At 49.5% G+C, this 21,817-nt stretch carries 21 protein-coding genes; 9 read left to right on the top strand and 12 right to left on the bottom strand.

Annotation, left to right across the window (positions count from 1 at the left end; translation table 11 throughout):
* Positions 1-28 precede the first annotated feature (28 nt).
* Complete coding sequence (locus AC566Q_RS22620) at positions 29-1,915, top strand: methyl-accepting chemotaxis protein (protein ID WP_499611334.1); 1,887 nt, start codon at positions 29-31, stop codon at positions 1,913-1,915.
* Here the strand turns inward: AC566Q_RS22620 and AC566Q_RS22615 are convergent.
* Positions 1,912-2,481, bottom strand: a complete 570-nt coding sequence (locus AC566Q_RS22615) for an exopolysaccharide biosynthesis protein (RefSeq protein WP_499611331.1) — start codon at positions 2,479-2,481, stop codon at positions 1,912-1,914. The genes AC566Q_RS22620 and AC566Q_RS22615 overlap by 4 nt on opposite strands.
* 265 nt (positions 2,482-2,746) lie before the next feature.
* Between AC566Q_RS22615 and AC566Q_RS22610 the strand changes: the two genes are divergently transcribed.
* Positions 2,747-3,271 (top strand): acyloxyacyl hydrolase, encoded by a 525-nt coding sequence (locus tag AC566Q_RS22610; RefSeq protein ID WP_499611328.1) that lies wholly within the window; start codon positions 2,747-2,749, stop codon positions 3,269-3,271.
* A gap of 8 nt (positions 3,272-3,279) precedes the next feature.
* Here AC566Q_RS22610 and AC566Q_RS22605 read toward each other — a convergent pair whose 3' ends face one another.
* From AC566Q_RS22605 to AC566Q_RS22590, 4 genes are all read right to left on the bottom strand, one after another.
* On the bottom strand, positions 3,280-3,441 hold the full coding sequence (locus AC566Q_RS22605) for a hypothetical protein (RefSeq protein ID WP_499611326.1): 162 nt from the start codon (positions 3,439-3,441) through the stop codon (positions 3,280-3,282).
* 553 nt (positions 3,442-3,994) lie between these two features.
* Positions 3,995-5,902, bottom strand: a complete 1,908-nt coding sequence (locus AC566Q_RS22600) for a methyl-accepting chemotaxis protein (RefSeq protein WP_499611323.1) — start codon at positions 5,900-5,902, stop codon at positions 3,995-3,997.
* A 260-nt stretch (positions 5,903-6,162) separates the two neighbouring features.
* Entirely contained in the window at positions 6,163-6,996 is an 834-nt protein-coding gene (fghA, locus tag AC566Q_RS22595; protein ID WP_499611321.1) for an S-formylglutathione hydrolase, read from the bottom strand.
* A 79-nt stretch (positions 6,997-7,075) separates the two neighbouring features.
* On the bottom strand, positions 7,076-8,203 hold the full coding sequence (locus AC566Q_RS22590; RefSeq protein WP_499611318.1) for an S-(hydroxymethyl)glutathione dehydrogenase/class III alcohol dehydrogenase: 1,128 nt from the start codon (positions 8,201-8,203) through the stop codon (positions 7,076-7,078).
* Positions 8,204-8,331: 128 nt separating this feature from the next.
* Between AC566Q_RS22590 and AC566Q_RS22585 the strand changes: the two genes are divergently transcribed.
* The 3 genes from AC566Q_RS22585 to AC566Q_RS22575 all read left to right on the top strand — a co-directional run bounded on the left by AC566Q_RS22585 (position 8,332) and on the right by AC566Q_RS22575 (position 10,696).
* The gene (locus AC566Q_RS22585) at positions 8,332-9,207 is read left to right on the top strand and encodes a LysR family transcriptional regulator (protein WP_499611313.1); all 876 of its coding nucleotides are present in this window, start codon (positions 8,332-8,334) and stop codon (positions 9,205-9,207) included.
* A gap of 218 nt (positions 9,208-9,425) precedes the next feature.
* A complete protein-coding gene (locus tag AC566Q_RS22580; RefSeq protein WP_499611310.1) occupies positions 9,426-10,247 on the top strand; it encodes a tetratricopeptide repeat protein in 822 nt (273 codons plus the stop codon).
* An 80-nt stretch (positions 10,248-10,327) separates the two neighbouring features.
* A complete protein-coding gene (locus AC566Q_RS22575; protein WP_499611307.1) occupies positions 10,328-10,696 on the top strand; it encodes an outer membrane protein assembly factor BamB family protein in 369 nt (122 codons plus the stop codon).
* A 59-nt stretch (positions 10,697-10,755) separates the two neighbouring features.
* Here the strand turns inward: AC566Q_RS22575 and AC566Q_RS22570 are convergent, their stop codons facing one another.
* Positions 10,756-11,256, bottom strand: a complete 501-nt coding sequence (locus AC566Q_RS22570) for a tetratricopeptide repeat protein (RefSeq protein ID WP_499611302.1) — start codon at positions 11,254-11,256, stop codon at positions 10,756-10,758.
* A 215-nt stretch (positions 11,257-11,471) separates the two neighbouring features.
* On the opposite strand from AC566Q_RS22570, the gene AC566Q_RS22565 reads away from it, so the two are divergent.
* From AC566Q_RS22565 to AC566Q_RS22550, 4 genes are read left to right on the top strand one after another with little or no spacing between them, the layout of a single operon-like run.
* A complete protein-coding gene (locus AC566Q_RS22565) occupies positions 11,472-12,194 on the top strand; it encodes an ABC transporter ATP-binding protein (protein WP_499611296.1) in 723 nt (240 codons plus the stop codon).
* Positions 12,191-13,624 (top strand): ABC transporter permease, encoded by a 1,434-nt coding sequence (locus AC566Q_RS22560; protein WP_499611291.1) that lies wholly within the window; start codon positions 12,191-12,193, stop codon positions 13,622-13,624. The genes AC566Q_RS22565 and AC566Q_RS22560 overlap by 4 nt, the downstream gene beginning before the upstream one ends.
* Positions 13,621-14,877 (top strand): DUF3526 domain-containing protein, encoded by a 1,257-nt coding sequence (locus AC566Q_RS22555; RefSeq protein WP_499611286.1) that lies wholly within the window; start codon positions 13,621-13,623, stop codon positions 14,875-14,877. Before AC566Q_RS22560 ends, AC566Q_RS22555 begins: the two co-directional genes overlap by 4 nt.
* Positions 14,878-14,922: 45 nt before the next feature.
* Positions 14,923-15,111 carry a hypothetical protein gene (locus AC566Q_RS22550; RefSeq protein ID WP_499611282.1) on the top strand — a complete coding sequence of 63 codons (189 nt, stop codon included), beginning with the start codon at positions 14,923-14,925 and terminating at the stop codon, positions 15,109-15,111.
* Between the two features lie 10 nt (positions 15,112-15,121).
* Here AC566Q_RS22550 and AC566Q_RS22545 read toward each other — a convergent pair whose 3' ends face one another.
* From AC566Q_RS22545 to AC566Q_RS22520, 6 genes are all read right to left on the bottom strand, one after another.
* Positions 15,122-15,733: a response regulator transcription factor gene (locus AC566Q_RS22545; protein ID WP_499611279.1), complete on the bottom strand. Its 612-nt coding sequence runs from the start codon at positions 15,731-15,733 to the stop codon at positions 15,122-15,124.
* Positions 15,730-16,830, bottom strand: a complete 1,101-nt coding sequence (locus AC566Q_RS22540; protein ID WP_499611276.1) for a sensor histidine kinase — start codon at positions 16,828-16,830, stop codon at positions 15,730-15,732. Before AC566Q_RS22540 ends, AC566Q_RS22545 begins: the two co-directional genes overlap by 4 nt.
* 2 nt (positions 16,831-16,832) lie before the next feature.
* A complete protein-coding gene (locus AC566Q_RS22535; RefSeq protein ID WP_499611272.1) occupies positions 16,833-18,662 on the bottom strand; it encodes an amidohydrolase family protein in 1,830 nt (609 codons plus the stop codon).
* 14 nt (positions 18,663-18,676) lie between these two features.
* Positions 18,677-19,459, bottom strand: a complete 783-nt coding sequence (locus AC566Q_RS22530) for an ABC transporter permease (RefSeq protein ID WP_499611269.1) — start codon at positions 19,457-19,459, stop codon at positions 18,677-18,679.
* Positions 19,456-20,391, bottom strand: a complete 936-nt coding sequence (locus AC566Q_RS22525; RefSeq protein WP_499611267.1) for an ABC transporter ATP-binding protein — start codon at positions 20,389-20,391, stop codon at positions 19,456-19,458. Before AC566Q_RS22525 ends, AC566Q_RS22530 begins: the two co-directional genes overlap by 4 nt.
* A 222-nt stretch (positions 20,392-20,613) precedes the next feature.
* Positions 20,614-21,690, bottom strand: a complete 1,077-nt coding sequence (locus tag AC566Q_RS22520) for a CDP-glycerol glycerophosphotransferase family protein (protein ID WP_499611264.1) — start codon at positions 21,688-21,690, stop codon at positions 20,614-20,616.
* Between the last annotated feature and the right edge of the window lie 127 nt (positions 21,691-21,817).

The raw sequence follows: 21,817 nt of genomic DNA, 5'->3' as shown, positions 1-21,817 counted from the left end.
AACCTTTGTCGCAGTAAGGAGTCTGACCGTGTTGTCATCATTAAAAAGAAAGCTCTATGTTCCGGTGGTTATCCTGGCCATTGTGGCCATCCTTGCCCTGATTACCTCATTTTACGTGATATCGGTATTAGGCAGTGCCCAATCCTCAGTGGAAGCAATTGAGCGTTACGCGGCAAAAGCCCGGCAAACGCAGTTTATGCTGGTGAATTATTTTGATGGTGAGGTGAGCGTAGCTGCGCTAACTGACGCGGTAAATGAACTTAAAAATACCCCCGACTCGCTGACCACGCACGTGCAGGCTAGTGAATTTTCCGGAATGGCTAACCGGATAGCCCGGGCTGGCGACCACCGTGAGCAAATGCAGCAACTGGAAGCGCAGTTACTGGCGGCCACCGACAGTTCCATTAATGAGTCAAACTCGTTTTTAAACTACGTCGCGAAGAAGCTGCTGAAAGATCCGGTGTCGGTGCCTGAAGGGGAATTGCGCACCATCATTGGTGCCACCAATAACACCGACACTAACTATCGTATCCAACGCCTGTTTCTGCGCATGATAAACGATAGTAGTCTGGTTCCTGAGGTGCGCGAATATATCAGTACCGCCATCGAAAATACCCGCAAAGACCTTATTGCGCTCACCGGCACGCCGGTTGAAAATGCCGCCCGTAGGGGTTTAGAGCTCAATATTCAGGCCCAGGAAGTCAGCGAACAATACATTGACAATGCGGCGCGGCTGAGTGAGCTAAGAAAAGCACTGCTAAGTGATTTTTCAGAGTTTATCACCCTTCTGGGCAACGTTCAGACCAGCCGGATTGATGAGAGCTTTGCTGACGTGCGGGGCGCCATCATTATGCTTTCAACGCTGACTATTATTGGCATTGTGCTGGTGGTCTTTATTAACCTGGCGGCCGGGCGCAGTATTACCCAAAGTCTGGACTTAATCAGTAATCGCGCGGGCAAGCTGGCCGACGCCGGCGGCGACCTGTCAAAGCGGCTGGATGAGAGTGGCGATCGTGAAATCGCGCGACTGGCCCAACAGTTTAATCGCTTTATTGAACATATCCGGGGCATCGTGGCAGAAGTGAAAGAGTTATCTGCTACAACCTCATCCATGGCCAGCTCTGTGAATACCGGCAACCAGTCGATTGCCAGGGATCTGGAGGCACAGCTGGAACAGGCCGATGGCCTGGCGACCTCCGCCGAAGAAATGCTGGCTTCTATTGAGCAGGTTACCCAGCACGCGGCCGGGGCAGCCAAAGAGGCCAGCAATGCACTGGCAGAAACGCGTAATAGTCAGACACTGCTTAATTCAACCCTGGCTAACAGCCAGACCATGTCCAGTGATGTGGCCAACGCTACCGGTCAGATGGAAAAACTGGCCGGGCTGGCCGAAGAAATTGGCGGTGTGGCCGAGGTGATTAACTCCATTGCCGAGCAAACCAACCTACTGGCGCTGAATGCCGCTATTGAGGCGGCCCGTGCCGGTGAACATGGCCGTGGCTTCTCGGTGGTAGCCGACGAGGTTCGCAATCTGGCCACTAAAACCCAGCAGTCGCTGGGCCAGATTCAGGTGTCTATCGATGGGCTCCAGGGCGCCACCGAAATTGCTGTGAGTGCGATGCAAAGTACTCACACTATCAGCGACGAAATGGTTAAGCATACTCAGGAGGCCGCCGCTTCATTGGCCCAGGTAACCGATATCATTGCTGCGATTGCCGACAGTAATCACCAGATAGCGCTGAGTGTTGAAGAGCAGGCAGTTGTGATACGCGGTGTAAACAGTGCGGTAGTCGCTATCCGTGATTTATCGGCCAATGCCCAGCAGCGTACACAGAATGCTGCAGGCTCAACCGCCAGTATGTCGCAGCAGGCGGAGCAGTTGCGCCTGCTGGTTGCCAACTTTAAAACCGGCTAGAGCACCTGTAGCAGTAACATACCGGTTGCTGCCTGACATATTATCCCAGCCAGTAACACTGCGCCGTCTTTGCTCATCATTCCTACAGCGGTGAGGGTGATGGAGAAGGCCGGCACTGCGGCAGCAAAGGGCACCACTTCCAGAGGGATCATGCTTAGAGCAAACAGTGCGCAATAGACAGCAACAAAACGCGATGCCGGACTTTGAGTTAACCCGGTTAAGCGCGGAGTGAGTATTTTCTCGGCTTTTACCACGTAGGGTCTGGATTTTTCTACCGCATTTTCCAGCTTTGCGTGGCTCAGAGATCGATTCTTCAGAACAGCGGGTAACCAGGGATGCTCGTCGCCAAATGCCATCTGTAAACAGATGATACACAGCGTTACGCCACAAATCGACGGCACTCCCGGGATAGCGCCGGTAGGCAGCAAGGCAATGAGAGCAGGCAGTAACAGAAGCGGCCCGAACCCCCGGCTTTCAAATTTGTTGACCACATCGCCAACCGATACCTCGCCAGTGGTTTTGTCCAGCAGATCATCCATGATGTCACTGATTTTGTTTTTACTCATGCCTGATTATCCGTGTCCGTGAATACACTTATCATACACTATCCGAACTTTATGATAGTGGCATGATCAGTAACACTCATCGTTGTTTTTTCGGACTATTGCAGACAGGGCCCTTATCGAACTCTCACTTTGCCTGAAGATTGTGATCTGTCTGTAAAGATCGTTCTTTTTTGTGAAACGAATTTAGTCTATTTAAGCAATAAATATCCATTTAATTAGGATTTAAAATGCAGTCACTACTTATTAATGGCTGAAAATTCTATTTATGAAAAAACTATTTTTAAGCTTCTGCCTGTTACTGCTGCCAACCCTGAGTGTGGCCGGAAATCCTGGTTACTCTGTAGACTATATTCGCGGTGAGGGTGATGTCGAAGGGATTAAGCTTGCCGCCCGTTACAACGCCGGACCGTTGTCATATATCAGCGATGACATCCTGCTGTACTGGGAAGCGAGCGTTAATTTCTGGGAATACGGGGCGGACGATAACCACGATACCGATTTTGTGCTGGCGGTCTCGCCGGTGCTGGTAAAACAGATTGGAACAATCAAACAAGCTCCTCTGTTTCTGGAAGCCGGGATTGGTTTCTCGCTTATTGAAGATACCACCTTCGCAGGTAAAGACGTTAGTACTCACTATCAGTTTGAAGATCGACTTGGCATAATGATGCAGTTTGGAAACAACAACCAGCATCACGTAGCCGTGCGTTATTTCCATTACTCTAATGCCGGCTTTAAGAAACCTAATCCTGGCCTGGACTTTATTGCCCTGTCTTATCAGCGGGAGTTTTAGCTCAGGGACTAGTGGCTAATCAGACGCGCCTTAGCTTCACTCTGGCTGACAACCTTAGACTCAATGTGCTCAATGCTTTGTTGATTGCGATAGGTGGAATAAGCCAGAAATACGGTTAAAGAAACTAAACCGATAAGGGCGAAAATACGCAAACTGCGGGCGTTACTCATAGCGAAAATATCCTTATTTTGACAATGTCTGTTGACTAATATATAGCCACCATTGCTCACTATGTAAAGCCCGCCAGGGTGTGCAGATTTATCACTGGGTATCAACCCGGGCAACTGCACTCACGCTCGGATTTTTTGTTTTCGGCCCTAAACCACCTACTTCAGTAGGTGGTTATCATTCGTGGTAGGGCTTTGCCCGCATAGATTTAAGCTGGCAAAGAAAGGTGTCTATACATTGTTGTCGGAGTCGCCGACAGCGACCAGAGGGGGTAGTGCGACCCGGTGACCGGGAACCACTCTGGACTCCCCGCAGCCCTTATCAGTGAAAAGCGCCATCGTCCCTGACAGAACAAACTAGACCGTCAATGACGGCACGTCCCTGTGCCGCATCGACTGAATCCTCATCCATGATGATTCTTCTAGTTTGTTATGTCTGCCAGTGACAATGACAACACTGAAGAAGGGCACAATTATTGTCCTTTCTTCGATTTAAACAAAGCCCCCTTTTAGGGGGGTAACGCAAAGCCACCTTCTTTAGAAGGTGGATTTTTTACTACAGCGTAAAGCGATTAACCTGCTCATTAAGCTCGGCGGCCAGCGAATCCAATTGATCACTCACGGCAACCATTTGTCGGGCCGCATGTAGATTATCATCGCTATTCGTGCTGATCTGCTGAATGTTCTGGTTAATATCTTCTATGACCTGAGTCTGCTCTTCGGTGGCAGTGGCGACCTGCATATTTACATCATTAATATGCTGGATACCGGAAGCAATGGAGGTAAGCAGGGTTTCCAGATTTTGTGCTGCGCTAACCACTTCTTCGGTTTGTCCGCGGCTGTCGCGCATTTTCACCAGCGCCTGGTCGGAGTCATATTTAAATTTATCAATCTTGCTCTGGATCTCGTCGGTAGACTGAGCCGCCCGTGAAGCCAGGCTGCGAACTTCATCGGCAACTACCGAGAAGCCCCGACCATGATCGCCGGCTCTGGCCGCTTCGATGGCGGCGTTCAGGGCCAGTAAGTTGGTTTGTTCTGAGATGCCACGGATGGTATCTAGAATGCCAATAATATCGGCAGTATGGGAATCCAGTGACTCGATAACGGCCGTTACTTCGGATACCTGTTTGGCTAACTGATTAATATTAGCGACCGCCCGTGCCGTGGTATCCAGCCCGTTAGTGGAGGTTGAGGAGCACGCCTGGGCATCGGCGGCGGCTGCCTGCGCAGACGAGGCAATATCATTAACCGTATGGCTCATCTGGGTTAGCGCCGTGGCTACCTGGATAGTGCGGTCGCGCTGCTCTTCGCTATTGGTCTGTGTCGTTTTGGACTGGCTGGCCACCTCAAAAGCAGACTGGCGCAGATTCGCGCTGGTATCGGTTACCCGTGAGATAATGTCATGCAGGCTGGCAATAAAGCGGTTAAAGCCATCAACCAACTGGCGGGTTTCGCGCTGCTCGGGCAGGGGAATGCGTTTGGTCAGATCACCGTGGCCGTCACCAAGCTGTTTAAACACTGCGGCGAGATTTTCAATGGGTTTACTGATGGTTCCGGCCAGCCAGACGCCAAGCAGAGCAAACCCACCGGCAATCACCAGCGACCAGAAAATCATACTCAGGCTGGCATTATCCATTTGCGAGTACAGCTCATTTTCCGGTACCTGAGCGATGACATACCAGCCTGCGCTTTTTACATAGGTGCTGGCGTAAAGCATGTCTTCCCCCCGGGCCAGATTGAAAGACTGCTGTTGCAGTAACTGGTTGGCTGTTTGCCCGGATGTGACATCGCGTAAATGTGACTTACCTAACAGGTCGGTATTGGAATGGGCAATGATAGTGCCTTCACCATCGGTCATGTAAATAAAACCGCTTTCGGCGATTTTTACACTGTTCAGCACATCCACCAATTCATCGACAGACTTTGCTACCCCTGACATACCGCGCCCATTGGTTTGCTGGTAGTTAGCAAATAAACGATAGCCCTGGCCGGGTTCGTTGTACAAACTTAATGAAGTTTCCTGACCACTGTCTTTATAAGCGAAGAACCAGCCATCGTACTGATCGTTTTTAAGTACCCGTAAAAAGCCGTCCTGATTCCAGTATTTGTGGGTGTTGCGGTCGACAAATGAGGTAACAGTGAGGTCGTTAAAACGGGCAATTTCGCCAAGATAATTTACCAGGCGGGCTTCGCCCGGCTTATCGGCACCGGCCGCAGACCAGGCAATAATGTCCGGATTATTGGCAATGCTGAAAGCGACTGATTTCATCAAAGTCACTTCTTTATCTACCCGGTTGGCCACCTGTTTTACCATATTGGGTAGCTGCGCCGTTTCCATGTTGGTTTCCATCATATCGCGGGCGATAAATTGTTGAACCGTACCCACCAGCAAAGTAGAGGCGAGTACCGCAATGATGAGAATGGTGATGAGCTTTTGTTTAATACTAAGTGAGCTAAAGCGCATAGTAAGTACCTGGAAACCTAATAATTGTTATTGAGCGGGAACGCGCCGGGTAGTCTTAAAGGGCACAAATCATGCTGCGCGGGGCCTTTGGCGCAGTAATAAATGTATTAGGTTGAAGGTGGTCGTACAAGTTGTATTTAGGCTGCTAACACAATTACCGGATTGTGTTATCTTTTTATTTACAATTGAGCCCGTGGAATAGAAATAAAAAAGGCCACTTCAATAGTGGCCTTTCACATTTGTTATTCTGCATGGCTCATTTAGAAGTGATCGGCGTGAAAACGCAGGTGATCGCCAATAAACGAGGCAATAAAGTAATAGCTGTGATCGTAGCCTTCATGCTGACGCAGGGTTAGCGGATACTGATTTGCTTCAGCGGCGTGTTGCAGTGCCTCAGGTTTTAGCTGCTCTGCCAGGAAGTTATCGTCCAGGCCCTGATCGACTAACATTGGCGTATGCGCTTTGCTGGCATTGATCAGACACACAGTGTCGTGCGCTTCCCAGGAAGACTTATCATCGCCCAGATAGGCCGTAAACGCTTTTTGACCCCAGGGGCAATTAACCGGATTGGTGATTGGGCTGAAGGCCGATGCCGAAGCAAACATACCCGGGTTTTTCAGCGCGATGCTCAGCGCACCGTGTCCGCCCATAGAATGACCGGCAATGGCACGTTTACCTGATACCGGGAAGTTTTCTTCGATGATCGTAGGCAGCTCTTTTACCACGTAATCGTACATGTGATAGTGGGTTGCCCAGGGTGATTGAGTGGCGTTGACATAAAAGCCCGCGCCTTTCCCTAAGTCGTAGTTGTCATCGTCGGCCACATCATCTCCGCGGGGGGAGGTGTCCGGTGCCACAATGGCTATGCCTAATTCCGCCGCCAGACGTTGCGCACCGGCCTTTTGCATAAAGTTCTCGTCGGTACAGGTAAGGCCCGATAACCAGTAAAGGACCGGTACTTTTGTGCCATCATTGCACTGTGGAGGTAAATAAATAGCAAATCGCATTTCACAGCGATTGACTTTGGAGCGATGCGTGTACTGTTTATGCCAGCCACCAAAGCTTCTGTTACAACTCGTGTTTTCTATTGTCATGATAAAATTCGACGTCCGTTGAAAAAACTACCCCGCCACCGAGATGTGGGTCATCGCTCGTTGGTGGCGGGTGCAGTTATTAACCGTTGTAGTGAATTACGCTGCGGATACTCTTGCCTTCGTGCATTAAGTCAAAGGCTTCGTTAATGTCTTCCAGACTCATGGTATGGGTAATGAAGTCATTCAGGGCGAACTTGCCAGCCAGGTAGTCTTCAACGATCCCTGGCAGTTCTGAGCGACCTTTTACGCCACCAAAGGCAGTGCCTCGCCATACCCGACCGGTGACTAACTGGAATGGACGGGTCGAAATTTCCTGACCTGCTCCGGCAACACCGATGATGACTGATTCCCCCCACCCTTTATGGCAGCACTCAAGAGCGGAACGCATAACATTCACGTTACCGATACACTCAAACGAGTAATCCACGCCACCGTCGGTCATTTCTACGATCACTTCCTGAATAGGCTTGTCGTAGTCTTTCGGGTTGATACAGTCAGTAGCGCCGAGCTTTTTCGCCAGTTCAAACTTGGACTCATTCAGGTCGATACCAATGATGCGACCAGCCTTTGCCATGGTAGCGCCGATAATCGCAGACAAACCAATGCCGCCCAGGCCAAACACCGCTACGGTATCGCCTTCCTGAACTTTTGCGGTTTTAGTTACTGCGCCCATCCCGGTGGTAACACCGCAGCCCAGTAAGCATACTTCTTCCAGTGGCGCCGTTGGATTTACTTTAGCCAGTGAAATTTCTGGCAGTACGGTGTATTCAGAAAAAGTAGAACAACCCATGTAATGGAAAATTTCTTTACCGTTACAGGTAAAACGTGTAGTGCCATCAGGCATCAGGCCTTTACCCTGGGTTTCGCGAACTGCGCTACACAGGTTGGTTTTACCCGAAGTACAAAATTTACACTTGCCACACTCAGCCGTGTATAACGGAATAACGTGGTCGCCCACTTTTACTGAGGTAACACCTTCGCCTACAGACTCAACAATACCGCCACCTTCGTGACCCAGAATTGACGGGAATACACCTTCAGGATCGTCACCTGACAAGGTAAACGCATCAGTATGACAAACCCCTGTGGCAACAATTTTAACGCGAACTTCACCCGCTTTCGGTGGCGCAACCTGCACCTCTTCGATGCTTAAAGGTTTGCCAGCTTCCCAGGCAATTGCTGCTTTACAGGTAATGACATCTGCCATATTTCAACATCCTCTTGGTTTTTCTTGAGTTGATTTAGTTAATTACATTTATTGTAGACCTGATAGAATCAGTAACAATAGCTGTTTTATGTAAATAACTTTTACCATATGGTAATAATCGGGGTTTTATGGCGAACTGGGAAGGGATCAACGAATTTGTCGCGGTGGTTGAAGCGCAGAATTTTACCCTGGCAGCAAAGCGGTTGGGGCTCTCTACTGCGCAGGTTTCGCGACAGGTAGCTAAGCTTGAAAACCGGCTCAGTACCAAACTGCTCAACCGTACCACCCGCGTGGTGGCGGTAACAGACTCGGGCGAGACTTTTTATCGTCATTGTAAACCTATTCTGGAAGAACTCAGCGCGGCTGAGAAAGTGGTTACTGATCTGCAGGCAAAACCTACCGGTAAGTTAAAAATGACAGCGCCGGTCACTTACGGAGAACGAATTATTGCCCCCATTGTGAATGACATATCAGCAGCACACCCGGATCTTGAAATTCAGCTAAACCTGACCAATCAGCTGGTGGATTTAATTCACGATGGATACGATCTGGCGATTCGCCTGGGTGAGTTGGAAGATTCTTCCTATATCGCCCGGCGATTGTCCAGCCGCGCCTGGCATCTGGCGGCTTCTCCAGCTTACCTCGAAAAGCGTGGTACGCCGCACTCACTGTCTGAATTACCCAATCATCAATGTATTCTGGGTACCTCAGATAACTGGAAGTTCAGCCGCAATGGCAAGCATGAAATCGTCAGGGTAAAGCCGCGCCTGCGTTGTAACAGCGGTGTAGCGCTAATTGATGCCGCGCTTAAAAATCTCGGAATTATTCAGTTACCTGATTACTATATCCGGCCATATCTGGCCTCCGGTGAGCTTATCGAGTTGTTGCCCAACCAGCAAATCGCCCATGAGGGAATTTGGGCGCTGTATCCGCCTACCCGCCATTTATCACCCAAAATCCGTATGGTAATTGATAGCCTGGTGGCCGGCATACAAAATCCGTAATGATAATAGTTATTATTTGCAATTGGGTTGGAGAGAGGTTACATTAACGGCGTACGTAGTTTTAATAGTGTGTCTCTTAACTCTATTAGAATCCTTTTAGCAGGCCCTCATCCACTGGCCTGCTTTTTTTTGCCTGCGAAAAAAGGCCTAAAGTAGGAGATCATCCCGCTTAAAATTGACTTAGGCTTAGTGCATCAGTGTTGTTAAGCAGGTGAACTATGCGAGCAATTGTTTTGGTGATGGGATTACTGGGGCTGGTTAGCGTAAATCAGGTCAGGGCCAGCGTGGAATTGTCAGACGATTTCGTTAATGCACAACCCAGAGTGCAGCTCTACATGGCCTATGCCGAATACAAGATGGCCAATTATCCGCTGGCGCATGCTATGTGGCAGCAGATAGATGGCGCAGGTAAGGCCGAAGCACTGTTTAATTTAGGGATCCTGTACGAGCAGGGCAAAGGCGTTGAACAAAGCCTGGTTGCGGCCCGCGGTTACTATTTGCAGGCCGCCGAAGCAGGCAGTCGAGCGGGGGCTTATCAGGTAGGTCTGATGGCTTTGGAGCATCCTGAAATGGTGTCGCCGGATACGGCAAAACACTGGTTGATGGTGGCTGCTTTAGATGGCGACGAAGATGCCGGCCGGCTGCTCAAAACGCTCACTACTGATGAGCCAGACAGTAGTGATCCCATGCTCAGCGTTAAACGCTTGCTTATGCGCGGCGACAATGAACAGGCCATTGCGCAACTGATCAAACTCAGCGAGCAATCGCCCGCTAATTATGCCGCCATGACCGAACTGGCGTGGCTCTATGAAACCGGCCTGGCCGTGCCGCGTGATCTCAATAAAGCTGCCGAGCTTTTCTCGGTAGCTGCTAAAGCAGGCAATGCCCGGGCTCAGTATGCACTGTCGGTGATGTATTCAACCGGTGCAGGCAAGCCGGTGGATGCGGAGTTAAGTTTGCAGTGGTTACAAAAGTCCGCCGCGCAAAACTACAAACCGGCGGTAGAGCAACTGGCAGCAACTTCAGAAAAAGACAGTTAACTCAATATTTGTTAGTAAGTATGTCTGACTGCCCCCGACTGCGTCATTTAGTGTTAGGCTGATTTGTATCTGTAGCGAGTATGGTATTAATGATGGAAAAGCTCTTTCTCGGTATAAAAGGTCAGTTGGTATGCATCGATAAAGCCTCGGGCGATAAGCTTTGGGCCACCAAACTAAAATCCACATCCGGTGTAACTAATCTGTTATTTGAAGATGACAAGGTGTTCGCCTATTCAGGTGGGCATTTATTCTGCGTTGCCGCCAAAGATGGCAAGGTGTTATGGGAAAACAAACTGGATGGTCTGGGTTATGGCCCGTGCATTATTGCCAGCGAAAACCAGAATGCATCGTTAATTGCCGATCAGCTCCAGGCTCAGCAGTCATCTGCGGCTACAGCCGGCGTGATTGCGGCAACAGCAGGTTCGGCGTCAGCCAGTGGATCGGATTAGTCTGTCCTGAACTGTTACCCAAAGTGACGGAACGACACTATTGCGGTTGAATGTCACTTTTAGGAAGACGGAAGGCTGTTGAGGTAATCGGTTGCCTCCTGAACTCCGGCTTCACTGGCTTTTGTAAGCCAGGCAACGCCGGCCGAGCGGTCGGCAGGGGTACCTTTACCTTCTATTAGTGCAACGCCATAATGGTATTGAGCCAATGCGGAATAGCCCGCTTCATCATTAGTCATGGCACCGCGCTTAAGCAGGGCCGTGGCCTTTTTCTCATCTCTGGGAACGCCAACCCCAGTATCGTAAATTTGCGCCAGCCAAATCATTGAATACACACTGTTGAAGCGTTCAATGCAGTCCTCAAAAATCGCAATCGCCGCATCGTGATCGCCTACTTTTTCTGCGGCATAACCATACAAACATTTAATCGGTTTGGTGCTGGTTACAAAGGATTCGTAACTTAACTCACTGGTGTTCCCGCTGCCACCCTCGTGCTGTGCAGAAACCGGGCGTATAGCAAATAACAGGCTGATTGCTGCAATGACAAAATGAATGGTTTTCATGCTGACTCCCGACGGTTAGTTAGCTTCACTGTAAATGAATGGTGGAGAGATGAAAATGATGCTTTGGAAGGGGTAAACTAAGCTTATGAGATCAATAAGATAAATTGGACGACGAGGCGCATAACAAGGTAATTTTGTTCGTAAATGTTATGGTATAACATAATGGGTGTAGCTATTTTATCCCTTAATCTACTTTCATTTCCGGATTTATTACCATGCCTGACGCCGTTATCAGCGCATCAAACTTATGTGTTGATGTGAAAACAAAGAAAATTCTAAAAAATGTTTCCTTTAATGCTAACAGAGGAGAGGTACTTGCCTTACTCGGCGGAAACGGGGCTGGTAAATCGACAACTATCAAGACCTTTCTGGGGTTAATGAAGCCAACTTCAGGCTCGGTGCGGCTGGATGGCGTGGATGTGAAAAAAGACCCTGGCATTGTTCGTCAGAAGGTGGCCTATTTACCGGAATCGGTCATGTTATACGGGCATTTAACCGCGATTGAGAATATCCAGTACTTTTTATCTTTGTCGGGTAAAGACAAGTCAGAAACAGAGATTGTTGCCGCTCTTCAACGAGTAGCATTGCAGGAGTCAGCATGGCGCACCGCACTTGGTGGTTACTCTAAAAGCATGCGGCAAAAAACAGCAATTGCTTTAGCGCTGCTGCGTGAAGCCCCCATTCTTTTTCTGGATGAGCCCACGTCCGGGCTTGATCCGGTAGCTATTGATGAGTTTAACCGCCTGGTAAGTCGGCTGGCTGCACAGGGTGCCACCATTTTAATGGTTACTGACGACGTGTATGGGGCCTGCCATGTAGCTAATCGCATTGGTTTGCTTCGGGATGGTGAGATTGTAGGTATGTTTGATGCCCCTGAGCAGGGAAATATTGATTCTGAAGCGGTGCATAAAGCCTTTACTCAGGGAGTGGTTGCATGAGTAACACTGTCTTTACCATCGCCAGGGATGAATGGCGTTACTGGCGGCGTTCCAGCCTGGCGCAAACCGTGTTGATTATTGCGTTGCTTCTTGCCGCCGCATCGGTCTGGGTAACGCATGCGACCATTAGCCATACCACTGAACAGCGTCAGCACATGCAGTCAGAATCGATTACGGCATTTGAAGAGCAGCCTGATCGTCATCCTCACCGAATGGTGCATTATGGGCATTACTTGTTTCGTTCACCACCGCCACTGGGCTCGCTTGATCCGGGCATCGACAGCTTCACTGGTAATGCCATTTTTCTGGAAGGCCATCGTCAAAATGGAGCTACCTTTGCTGACCAGAAGCAAGGCACCGGTTTAACCTGGGTAGGAAGACTCACTCCGGCCTATGTCATGCAGGTACTTACGCCGCTGCTGTTAATTGTTCTGGGATTTGGGGTGATGACCCGGGAGCGGGAAGCCGGCACGCTGGATTTTCTTAAAGTACAGGGCGTATCGCCACTGGTTTTACTCGCCGGTAAAGGTGTTGCAATGGCAGGGGCTGGTTTGCTGGTGCTTACCCCATTGATTATCGGTGCCCTGATTTCGGTGTTAAACGGTGCCGAGGTAGTGCCGGTATTGACCTTCATTTTGAGTTACCTGATTTACATTGTGGTGTGGTGCGCGCTGGTGTTGCTGATATCAACTTTGGCTCGTTCTAACAGCGTTAGCTTCAGTGGTTTGGTGGCGGTATGGATCCTACTGTGCCTTGTAGTACCGCGGGTCGCGAGTAACACAGCAAGCGTAATGGTTGCCTCGCCAGGTAAGTTGGAAACAGATTTTGCGGTGCTAAAGAAACTGCATCAGATGGGTGATGGGCATAATGCTAACGATCCGGCGTTTAAAGCTTTTAAAGACAATTTGCTAGCGCAATACAACGTAGACTCGGTGGAGGATCTACCGATTAACTTCAGGGGCGTGGTGGCACAAAAATCTGAAGCGGATTTAACCGAAGTGTTAAATGAATTTGCTGAACAGCAAATGGCGCAACAGCAATCGCAGGCAGTCATTGCCAGAATGTTTGGCTGGCTATCACCGATGATAGCTATTCAAAATGCGTCGATGAAGCTCGCAGGCACGGATCTGGAAAACTACCAGCGGTTTATGCGCGAGGCCGAAGCTGTACGTTTTGAATTTGTGCAGTCACTGAATAAGCTGCATGCCGAGGGCATGAGCCTTGAGCAGGATGCGAATAAATATAAAAGTGCAGAGGCTAAAAAAGCCGCTACCGTGGATGCTGAAAACTGGCAGATGCTGGAAGAATTTCAATTTACGCCGTTGCCAGCCGGACAACGGTTTTTTAATAGCCTGACGGCCGTATTGCAATTGCTGTTTGCTGCCGGATTAGTGCTGGGTTTCACTTATATTGCAGGTAGACGAGTATGAGTTGGTCAGATATTCGTCGTGAAGCTGCGTTTGTTTTACGCAAAAAAAATGTGTCTCTACTGTTAGTGGCTTCCTGTGCGTTGGCCCTGTTTTCAGTTTGGACAGGCAGTGTTGAGGTGGCGCAGCAAAAAGCCACCATTGAGCGTTTACTGGAAGGGGATAAAGCGGATCGTGAAGAGGTAACCCTTAAGCATCACGACAATGGCTATATTGCCTATTACACCTTTCACCTGACGTATGCGCTGCCCTCGCCACTGGCCTTTGCAGCGTTGGGCGTTCGGGATGTGTATCCCTGGAAACACCGTATCCGAATGTTAGCTCTGGAAGGTCAGATTCACGAGTCAGATACGCAAAACCCTGAACTATCATTAGCCGGCAAAATTGATTTTACCTTTGTTATAGCTGTGTTTGCGCCGCTCATACTGATATTACTACTACACGATCTACGAGCTGCTGAACGTGCTGCTGGTCGTCATGACTTTTTGATTGTCACGGCCAGAACGCATAGCAGCTTGTGGCCATTACGTGCCGGATTAATTGTGCTGGGGCTGTGGCTGGCCCTCATCCTGCCGTTTATTGGCGGCGCCATAGTAAACGGGGTACCAATCTGGCAAATGGCAGCGGTGTGCGCCGTAGTACTGGTTTACTTACTATTCTGGTCGTTGCTGTGTTACTGGGTTGCGCGTTTTACCTTTCCTGCTCCGGTGTTGGCTTCGCTGCTGCTGGGTATTTGGTTAGCGACGACCTATATCATACCGTCGGTTGGCAACGTGGCCTTTGAGGAGGCTTATCATGGGCCTGAGGGCGGCGATATCCTGATGACCCAGCGTGAAGCAGTAAATGATGCCTGGGATTTACCACACCAGGCAACCATGGATGCGTTCGTCGCATCTCACCCCGAGTGGTACGGCAAAACTGAAACCAGCAGCCTGTTTGAATGGAAGTGGTATTACGCCTTTCAGCAAGTGGGCGATGAAAAAGCCCGGCCTCTCTCCCGGGCTTATCAGCAAATTGCTGAGCAGCGTTATGAAGCGGCGGGATGGGTAGCACTACTGTCGCCAGCAACACTGTTTAAAAGAACCCTAACACGCTGGGCTTATACGGATGCAAAAGCTGCATGGGAATACGAGCGCGATATCCGCACGTTCCATGCTGAACTACGGGAGTTTTACTATCCCTTCCTGTTTAACGGCACTGAGTACAACGAGGGGTCGTTAGCACAAAGGCCTGCTTTTCAACCCAACACGCCCTAGGAATCTTTCATTGATAACCCAGCACGCCGACTTTTACATCTGGCAGTGTTATCAGGACTCAGCGCGACAGCGGCTGCGCAAACGAGAGATTCAGGCAGTGATGATCCCGAACCTATCTCGGTGCTAAAACAACGTCGTGCTTATGGCGGTGATGCCCGCTTAGAAAAGCTACCTTTAGCTGGCTCCGGTGTGATGGAGCAAGTTTGTGCGGGCAGCGATACGCTGTTTGTATAGTTTCAGTTGCTTACAGCCAACCCTTCTGTCGCGCAATTCGGGCCGCTTCAATACGGTTGCTGGCATTCAGTTTACTGGAGGCACTGGATAAATAGTTGCGCACCGTCCCCGGCGACAAATGCATTTCATTGGCGATCTGTTCAGTTTGATAACCATCTGCAGCCAGTTTGAGGGCTTTGCGCTCTTTGTCGCTCAACGGGTCGGCCTCTTCCCAGGCATCTACAATAAGCTCTGGCGCAATCATTTTGCGGCCCTGCATTACCCGGCGAATTGCATTGGCCAGATCGTCACTGGGAGCGTCTTTAAGTAAATAGCCTTTTACGCCGTATTCCATGGCACGCCGTAAGTACCCTGAACGGGCAAAGGTGGTAAGTATAATGACTTTACAGGCCAGAGATTGCTGTTGAATTTGTTGGGCTAATTCCAACCCTGTCATCTGGGGCATTTCAATGTCGGTTAGTACCAGGTCGGGGTTAAGTTCGCTGATAAGTTGCAAGGCCTGTTTACCGTTGCTGGCTTTGCCGATGACCTGCATGTCCGGCTCTAAATCTAACAGTGCAGACAATGCGCCTAGCAGCATTCCCTGGTCTTCGGCAATCAGAATATTAATGGTTGTATTCATAGTGGCACCGTTACGGTTATGCTAAACCCTTGTGTATGATCAAGCGACAACTCGCCGCCCAGTTGAGCTACGCGCTCGCGCATACCTTTTAGCCCATTGCCCTCAGGACCGGCTTTGCTACTGCCATTATCGGCAATAGTAAGTTTGAGCTGCCCGGCTGTTTCGCTCAGTGTTATCTGGCAGCGGGTTGCGTTGGCGTGCTTTACCAGATTGGTAACTGCCTCGCGGACAATAAAGCCCAGAGTGCTGTCTATGTTAGCAGGCAAGGGGGTCTCAGGAATATGATAATGAAAGTCAACCTCAATTGAATTGAGCAGGGTTTTGGCGTTGGCTAATTCTGTGGCCATATCTTTTTGGCGATATCCGGTAACAGCTTCCCGTACTTCTGCTAAAGCACTGCGACTGATCTGTTCGAGTTCGGCAATTTCCTGACGGGCTTTGTCGGTATCATGATCAAACAGTTTTTGCGCCAGCTGGGCCTTCATGGTAAGCATGGAGAAGGTGTGGCCGATTAAATCATGTAGGTCCCGGGCAATCCGCTCGCGTTCGGCCGTAGTAGCGAGACGCTTGACCTCTTCCTGGCTGAGTTTGAGTTGCGTATTCTTCTTCGCCATTTCACGTTGAAAAACATTGACGCCGCCAATCATGATAGAGAAAGTCAGTGCCGGCACGTAAAAGAAAGCTGGTAAGTCGCGCAGCCAGGCTAGTAACACTATGTAAGCCAGTATGATCGCTATGGTGGCAAGGCTCTGTTTTGGTTGCCCCACGTGTGCCGCAAATGCACTGGCGTACACAAAAAATACGCCGGCTCCCGGATTAACCAGAGTGAGTACCGTGCCTATTGCACAGATGGCGGCAATGTAAAACAGGGTATGAGTACCAGATGTCCAGTAAGCACGAAAATAACAGATAAGGAAAAACAGTATACCTATTGCCGACAGCCACACATGCCAGGCCGGTGGATCGTAAAACACAAAGTGAACAAAAAAAGTGCCCAGGTAGACCAGCCATAGGTAAGGCAAAACGCCAATGTCGGTGTTGGCTGGCAACAAGCGGCGATGCACCGTTGTGGCCAGCTTTTTAAGGTGGTTAATCATGTTTACTCAAAGTAAATATTATCGAGTTCAAAGTTAAAATTCGGTGTTGCGGCTCCGGCAACCCAGCCAATCCCAGTGACGTTAGTCCAGTCAACGCCACCAATATCACTCAGGTTAACCGACACCTGTCGACACTGGCCTGTTACCGTAAAATTTACCTCGCTGGGGCGGCCGGTTTGAGACGTTAGCACCATTAATCTGAAGACGTTTTCAGTGCCCGTAACATCAAATACTATACGCTTGAAATTACTAAGATTATAGCCAGCATCCATGGACTCTGTGAACATCAGAAAAACGCCCGACCATGGATAGGCAAACTGCTTACCAACAGTGCCTGAAACTTTCAGTGCGCCATTACCATGACAGCCCTGGGCATTGTGGCTAATGGTAGCTGTAGAATTACCTTGCATCATCTGGTCAGTGGAGACTACAAACCGGCCACCTAACTGTGACTTAAGGTCTGTATTGAATTGACTTACCATGCCTGTCTTGGGTGTTTCGCCGGTGGTAGTCTGAGTGTCAAAATAGGCAGCGACCTGAAAACCATTTTTGACTATCCACCGAATATGTTGGGTGTGTTTGATGTTCGTCCTGGGATCTTTGTTGAGCACGATGAAATCTGCCCGCGCACCACTGCGTAAATGGCCTCGCTCGCCTAGATTAAATGTCGAATAGGGTAAGTAGGTCGCGGCGGTCAGCGCTTCGGTAGGCGATAGCCCACTGTCCACCAGTAAGGCCAGTTCATCGTGCAGACTGATCCCATGCGCAGTACCTTGGTTTGGCGCATCGGTTCCCGCTAGTACCGCGATACCTGCTTCATACATTCTGCGGGTATTTTCTATTGCAATGGCAAAGTAATCTTCCGCCACCCGGCCAGAAGCAATATCGTTAGCAATTGCGTGCTTCACATCAGCAGCCAAATGAGAGCTAAAAGCGGAATTCTCGATTAATGCCTGCCCTCGCCCTTCCCCGGCCAGCGATGCCAGAATTGATAAAGTGGGGATGACGAACATGTCCTGAGATTTCATCAGTGCAATAAGTTCGTCACTGGCTGGCGTGCCACCAAAAGTATGAACCAGGCCATCTGCTCCGGCCTTAGCAGCATGCTCTGCCGAAGCCAGATCCATGACGTGCACTACCGCCACAGCGTTTTGAGCATGAGCTGCTCTGACTACAGCCGCCAGGGTGTCATAATCAATAGACGTAAAACGGCCTTTGTGATCGGCATGACTGGCCGATGCGTCGTAGACAATCTTAATGTAGTCGGAACCCTCAGCCAGTCGCGCAGCCACAAAGTCGCTGGCTTCCTGGGGGTGGGCAATAGTTGGAATAGCAATGCCATACTCGGTGCCATGTCCGCCGGCACTGGTTACCAGCACACCTGAAGAAAATAAGTCGGCTTCCGTTACCGTATCCAGGCTAATCCGCTGGCCTTTTTTTGCCAGGAAAAACCGTGTATCAGTAAACATATCCAGGCTGGTGGTTACGCCATACTGTAAGGATTGCTGCAACGCGTTACCCCAGGAGTGTGTATGGGCATCAATCAGGCCCGGGATCACAAAGCCGCCCTGACCATCAATTACCGTGACATCGGTTACTGTGTCAGGGTTGACAATACGTCCTTCACTGATAGTGAGCTCTGTATTGTCGTGCCATTGCTGGCCATCAAAAACCGCAATGTTAGTTATTCGATAACTGCCGCTGTCAGGAATAGTAAGGGTGTTTTCGGCATTAGTTGCTGCCGGCTGCGGCGTTACTTCCGGAGTAGGAAGCACACTAATAAATAGGCCGATAAGTGCTAATATCACCACTACAATGATAGAGAATCTCATGTTGTTGTCCTTGTTTAGTGACGGTTGTCGATAGCGTTGAATCGATTTACACAGAGGCCTAGAAAGACCAGCGTGTAGGCAGTTAATACGCCAGCATGCAAATACCAGGGCGCGCCCAGACTATTGCCTTGAATTGCCAGTGCCAGTTGTGCCAGGTGGTAAGCAGGGAAGAGATTGGCTGCCAGTTCAAGCGTCGACGGAAATAGCTGAATGGGTACCCACAGGCCGGATAAAAATGCCATGGGCAGGTAAATAAGATTGACTACTGCTGGTGCCGCTTTGGCTGTTACTGACAAGCCAATAAACAGTCCGATAGCACAGAATGGCAACGTACCGAACAACACGGTTATGAGTGTAGAAAGCCACTGAGTGCGGGTCATCGTAACGCTACCAAACGCGGCTCCCAGAGCAAACAGGCTCAGAATAATGACCAGTGCAAATAACATGGCCGTAATAATACGGGCAGCAAAATAGCTGCCAATTGGCATTGGGCTTACCTGCTTTAGGCTCAAAATCCCTTTGTCTTTATCGGTGGCCACATCGGCTCCGAAAGAAAATAGCGCCGGGCCGATAGCGCCGAACACGGCATAGGTGGCCATCAGGTATTTTGCCGCCTGACCAGGTTGACCGCCCATGGCGTTAAACAGTAACCCAAAAAATACATAGAACATCAGCGGAAAAGCGAGGCTTGGGATCACAAAGCCAGGACTGCGTAGTGTCTTTAATAATTCTGTTTGAGTCTCTAACTGCAATATTTGCCAGCGTTTAGAGAGCGACAACGGTTGCGAAGTGATCATGACGATATCTCCTGATTATTTACCGCGCTATTTGTTGAGACTGTGGATTGAGTGAGGTGTAAAAACGCATCCTCCAGTGAAATCCCTGACACAGTCAGATCAAGGGTTGTAATGTCAGCGTCGAATAGCGCCATCAAGTGCGTTTGTGGGGCTGTTGAGTACACCTCAATATAGTCGCCGCGGCTATGCACCTTGGTATCTGGCAGGAGCTTTTGAACAACATCATGCGAAGTGTTACTGCGAAAGCGCAGGCGTTTACCGCCCAGCTCTGCTTTTATCTGTTCGGGTACACCCTGAGCGATTACTCGCCCTTTGGATAACACGATAATTCTGTCGGAGAGCGCATCAGCTTCTTCCAGATAATGGGTCGTTAGTAATACCGACGCGCCTCGTGCTGCTAATGCCCGGATGCAGCGCCAGAATTCGCGCCGGGCTGTGGCATCCAGGCCGACTGTCGGTTCATCCAATATCACCAGGCGTGGATTGCCTATAATAGCCATAGCAAATAGCAACCGTTGCTTCTGACCACCAGATAAGGTTTGCACTTTGCGTTGTTGCAAGTCTGTGAGTAAGGCTTTTTCAAGAGCGTCCTCTAGCGACAGACTGTTTGGATAATAGCTGGCAAACAACCGTAACTGCTCTATAACCTTTACATTATCGGGCAGCGTAGCCGACTGTAGCATGACACCCATTTGTTGTTTGGCAGCCCAATGCGCGGCGGGATGGCCGAAGACAATAACTTCCCCGGAATCAGCTTTCAGCTGACCCAGCAGCGAACCTATAGTGGTGGTTTTTCCCGCGCCATTTTCACCGAGCAATGCCACGACTTCATTAGGTTGAATAGTTAGCGAGACATCGTCGACGGCGCACACTTTTCCAAAGCGTTTTGAAAGATGATTAATGCTGACGAGCGGTTTATGTTCTGCTTGCATACTGTTTCTCCGTGATTATGGATTCAGTATGCCCGGTGCTGGTGTGAGAGATAATTAGCAAGTGTCATCAATATTATGTGACATTTGTCATATTGTGTTTTGGGAGCCGTAGTATAGAAATTGTCTATGCCAACTGAATTGGTAGCAATTGGCTTCTCAACGACTCGCAAACTACCACATATATAAAGTAAGTCCCGCGCGGACGACGATTTTTCAGGTTAGTTAACTGTTAGCCAGAATGTAGTCTTTAATCCGTTCGCTACACTGCCCGTCGGTGGCGCCCACCATGTCCTGGGTAATTTGCAAACGCTGGGGTTCGAGCTTTTCCGGGTTATTCAACGCGCTTTCAATGGCGGCGGGTACCTGCTTAGGCAACGTGGCGCGCGTGCAAAGATCGTTGAACATCTGCAGGTCGGGGTCAAGACGTTTCTCTAAGCGAAACTTTAAAATGCCCCGATAGCTCCAGCGGGTCTGATAGAAATCACACCATACTACCGGTTTATTCAGCGCAGCATACTCAAAGATGGCTGATGAGGCATCTGATAACATTACATCGGATATTTGCATAAACGGTATCAGGTTATAGTCCTCCACACCGGCAATATGCACATTTGCATGGGTAGCCCATTTTTTAAATAGCGCGCGCTGACCTTCGTAGCGTTCTTTGGTCAGGCTAAAATAATGCGGCTTGATAAGCACATTGTAATCGGCCAGCAGTTGCGGCAGCGATTCATCGAACTTTTCGATACTCGATGGATAGAAAGTGGGAGCGTAAAGCACCGTGGGTTTATTTGGCGACAGGCCGAACTCGCGTAAGCCAATAGAAGCTGGGGTGCCGTCAAATAAAGGAGCGAGCTTAGCGTAGCCGGTGTCCACAAAACCGGATTCCGGAAACTTCTCCTGCAACCGCTGTAAGCGTTGCTGACCTTCTACAAAGCGCACATCAAATGGGAACTCTGATGCTGTGTAATAAATGGCTTTAGGGCCAATACCATGTAAAACCAACGCCAGACGTGCCTTAATCTTGGCTTTCTCGCTTTTACAAAATTGCGGGGGGTTACCAAAGAAAATCCAGTCGGCTTTATTTTGCTGATAAAAAAGGTGAGCGTTTTTGGGCGAATCTAAAAAGTGATAAGCCATTTCCGCTTTGTCGAGTTCGCTTTTTTTCAGCTCGTCAAAGCCTTCTTCAGGATACAGAACAAAGATACATTCAACACCCGCGTTCGTTAATTTTTGGGCTACCGGCAGGTATTGAGGCAGGTAATACAGATGTTGTGTATCGAAATAAACGCGAACCAACGAATGACTCCCCAGAAGCATGACTTATTTATAATTATTGCGACAAATGAATGAAAATTTAAGATATTTGTCATTATTGTTTCATCATAACGGCAATTCGCAGCAAAGGCTACTGCGGATGGAAATT

It is taken from the genome of Alteromonas sp. H02 (genome assembly GCF_059682525.1).
The sequence above is the reverse complement of the archived record's forward strand: the minus strand, read 5'-3'. Positions and strand labels throughout refer to the sequence as shown.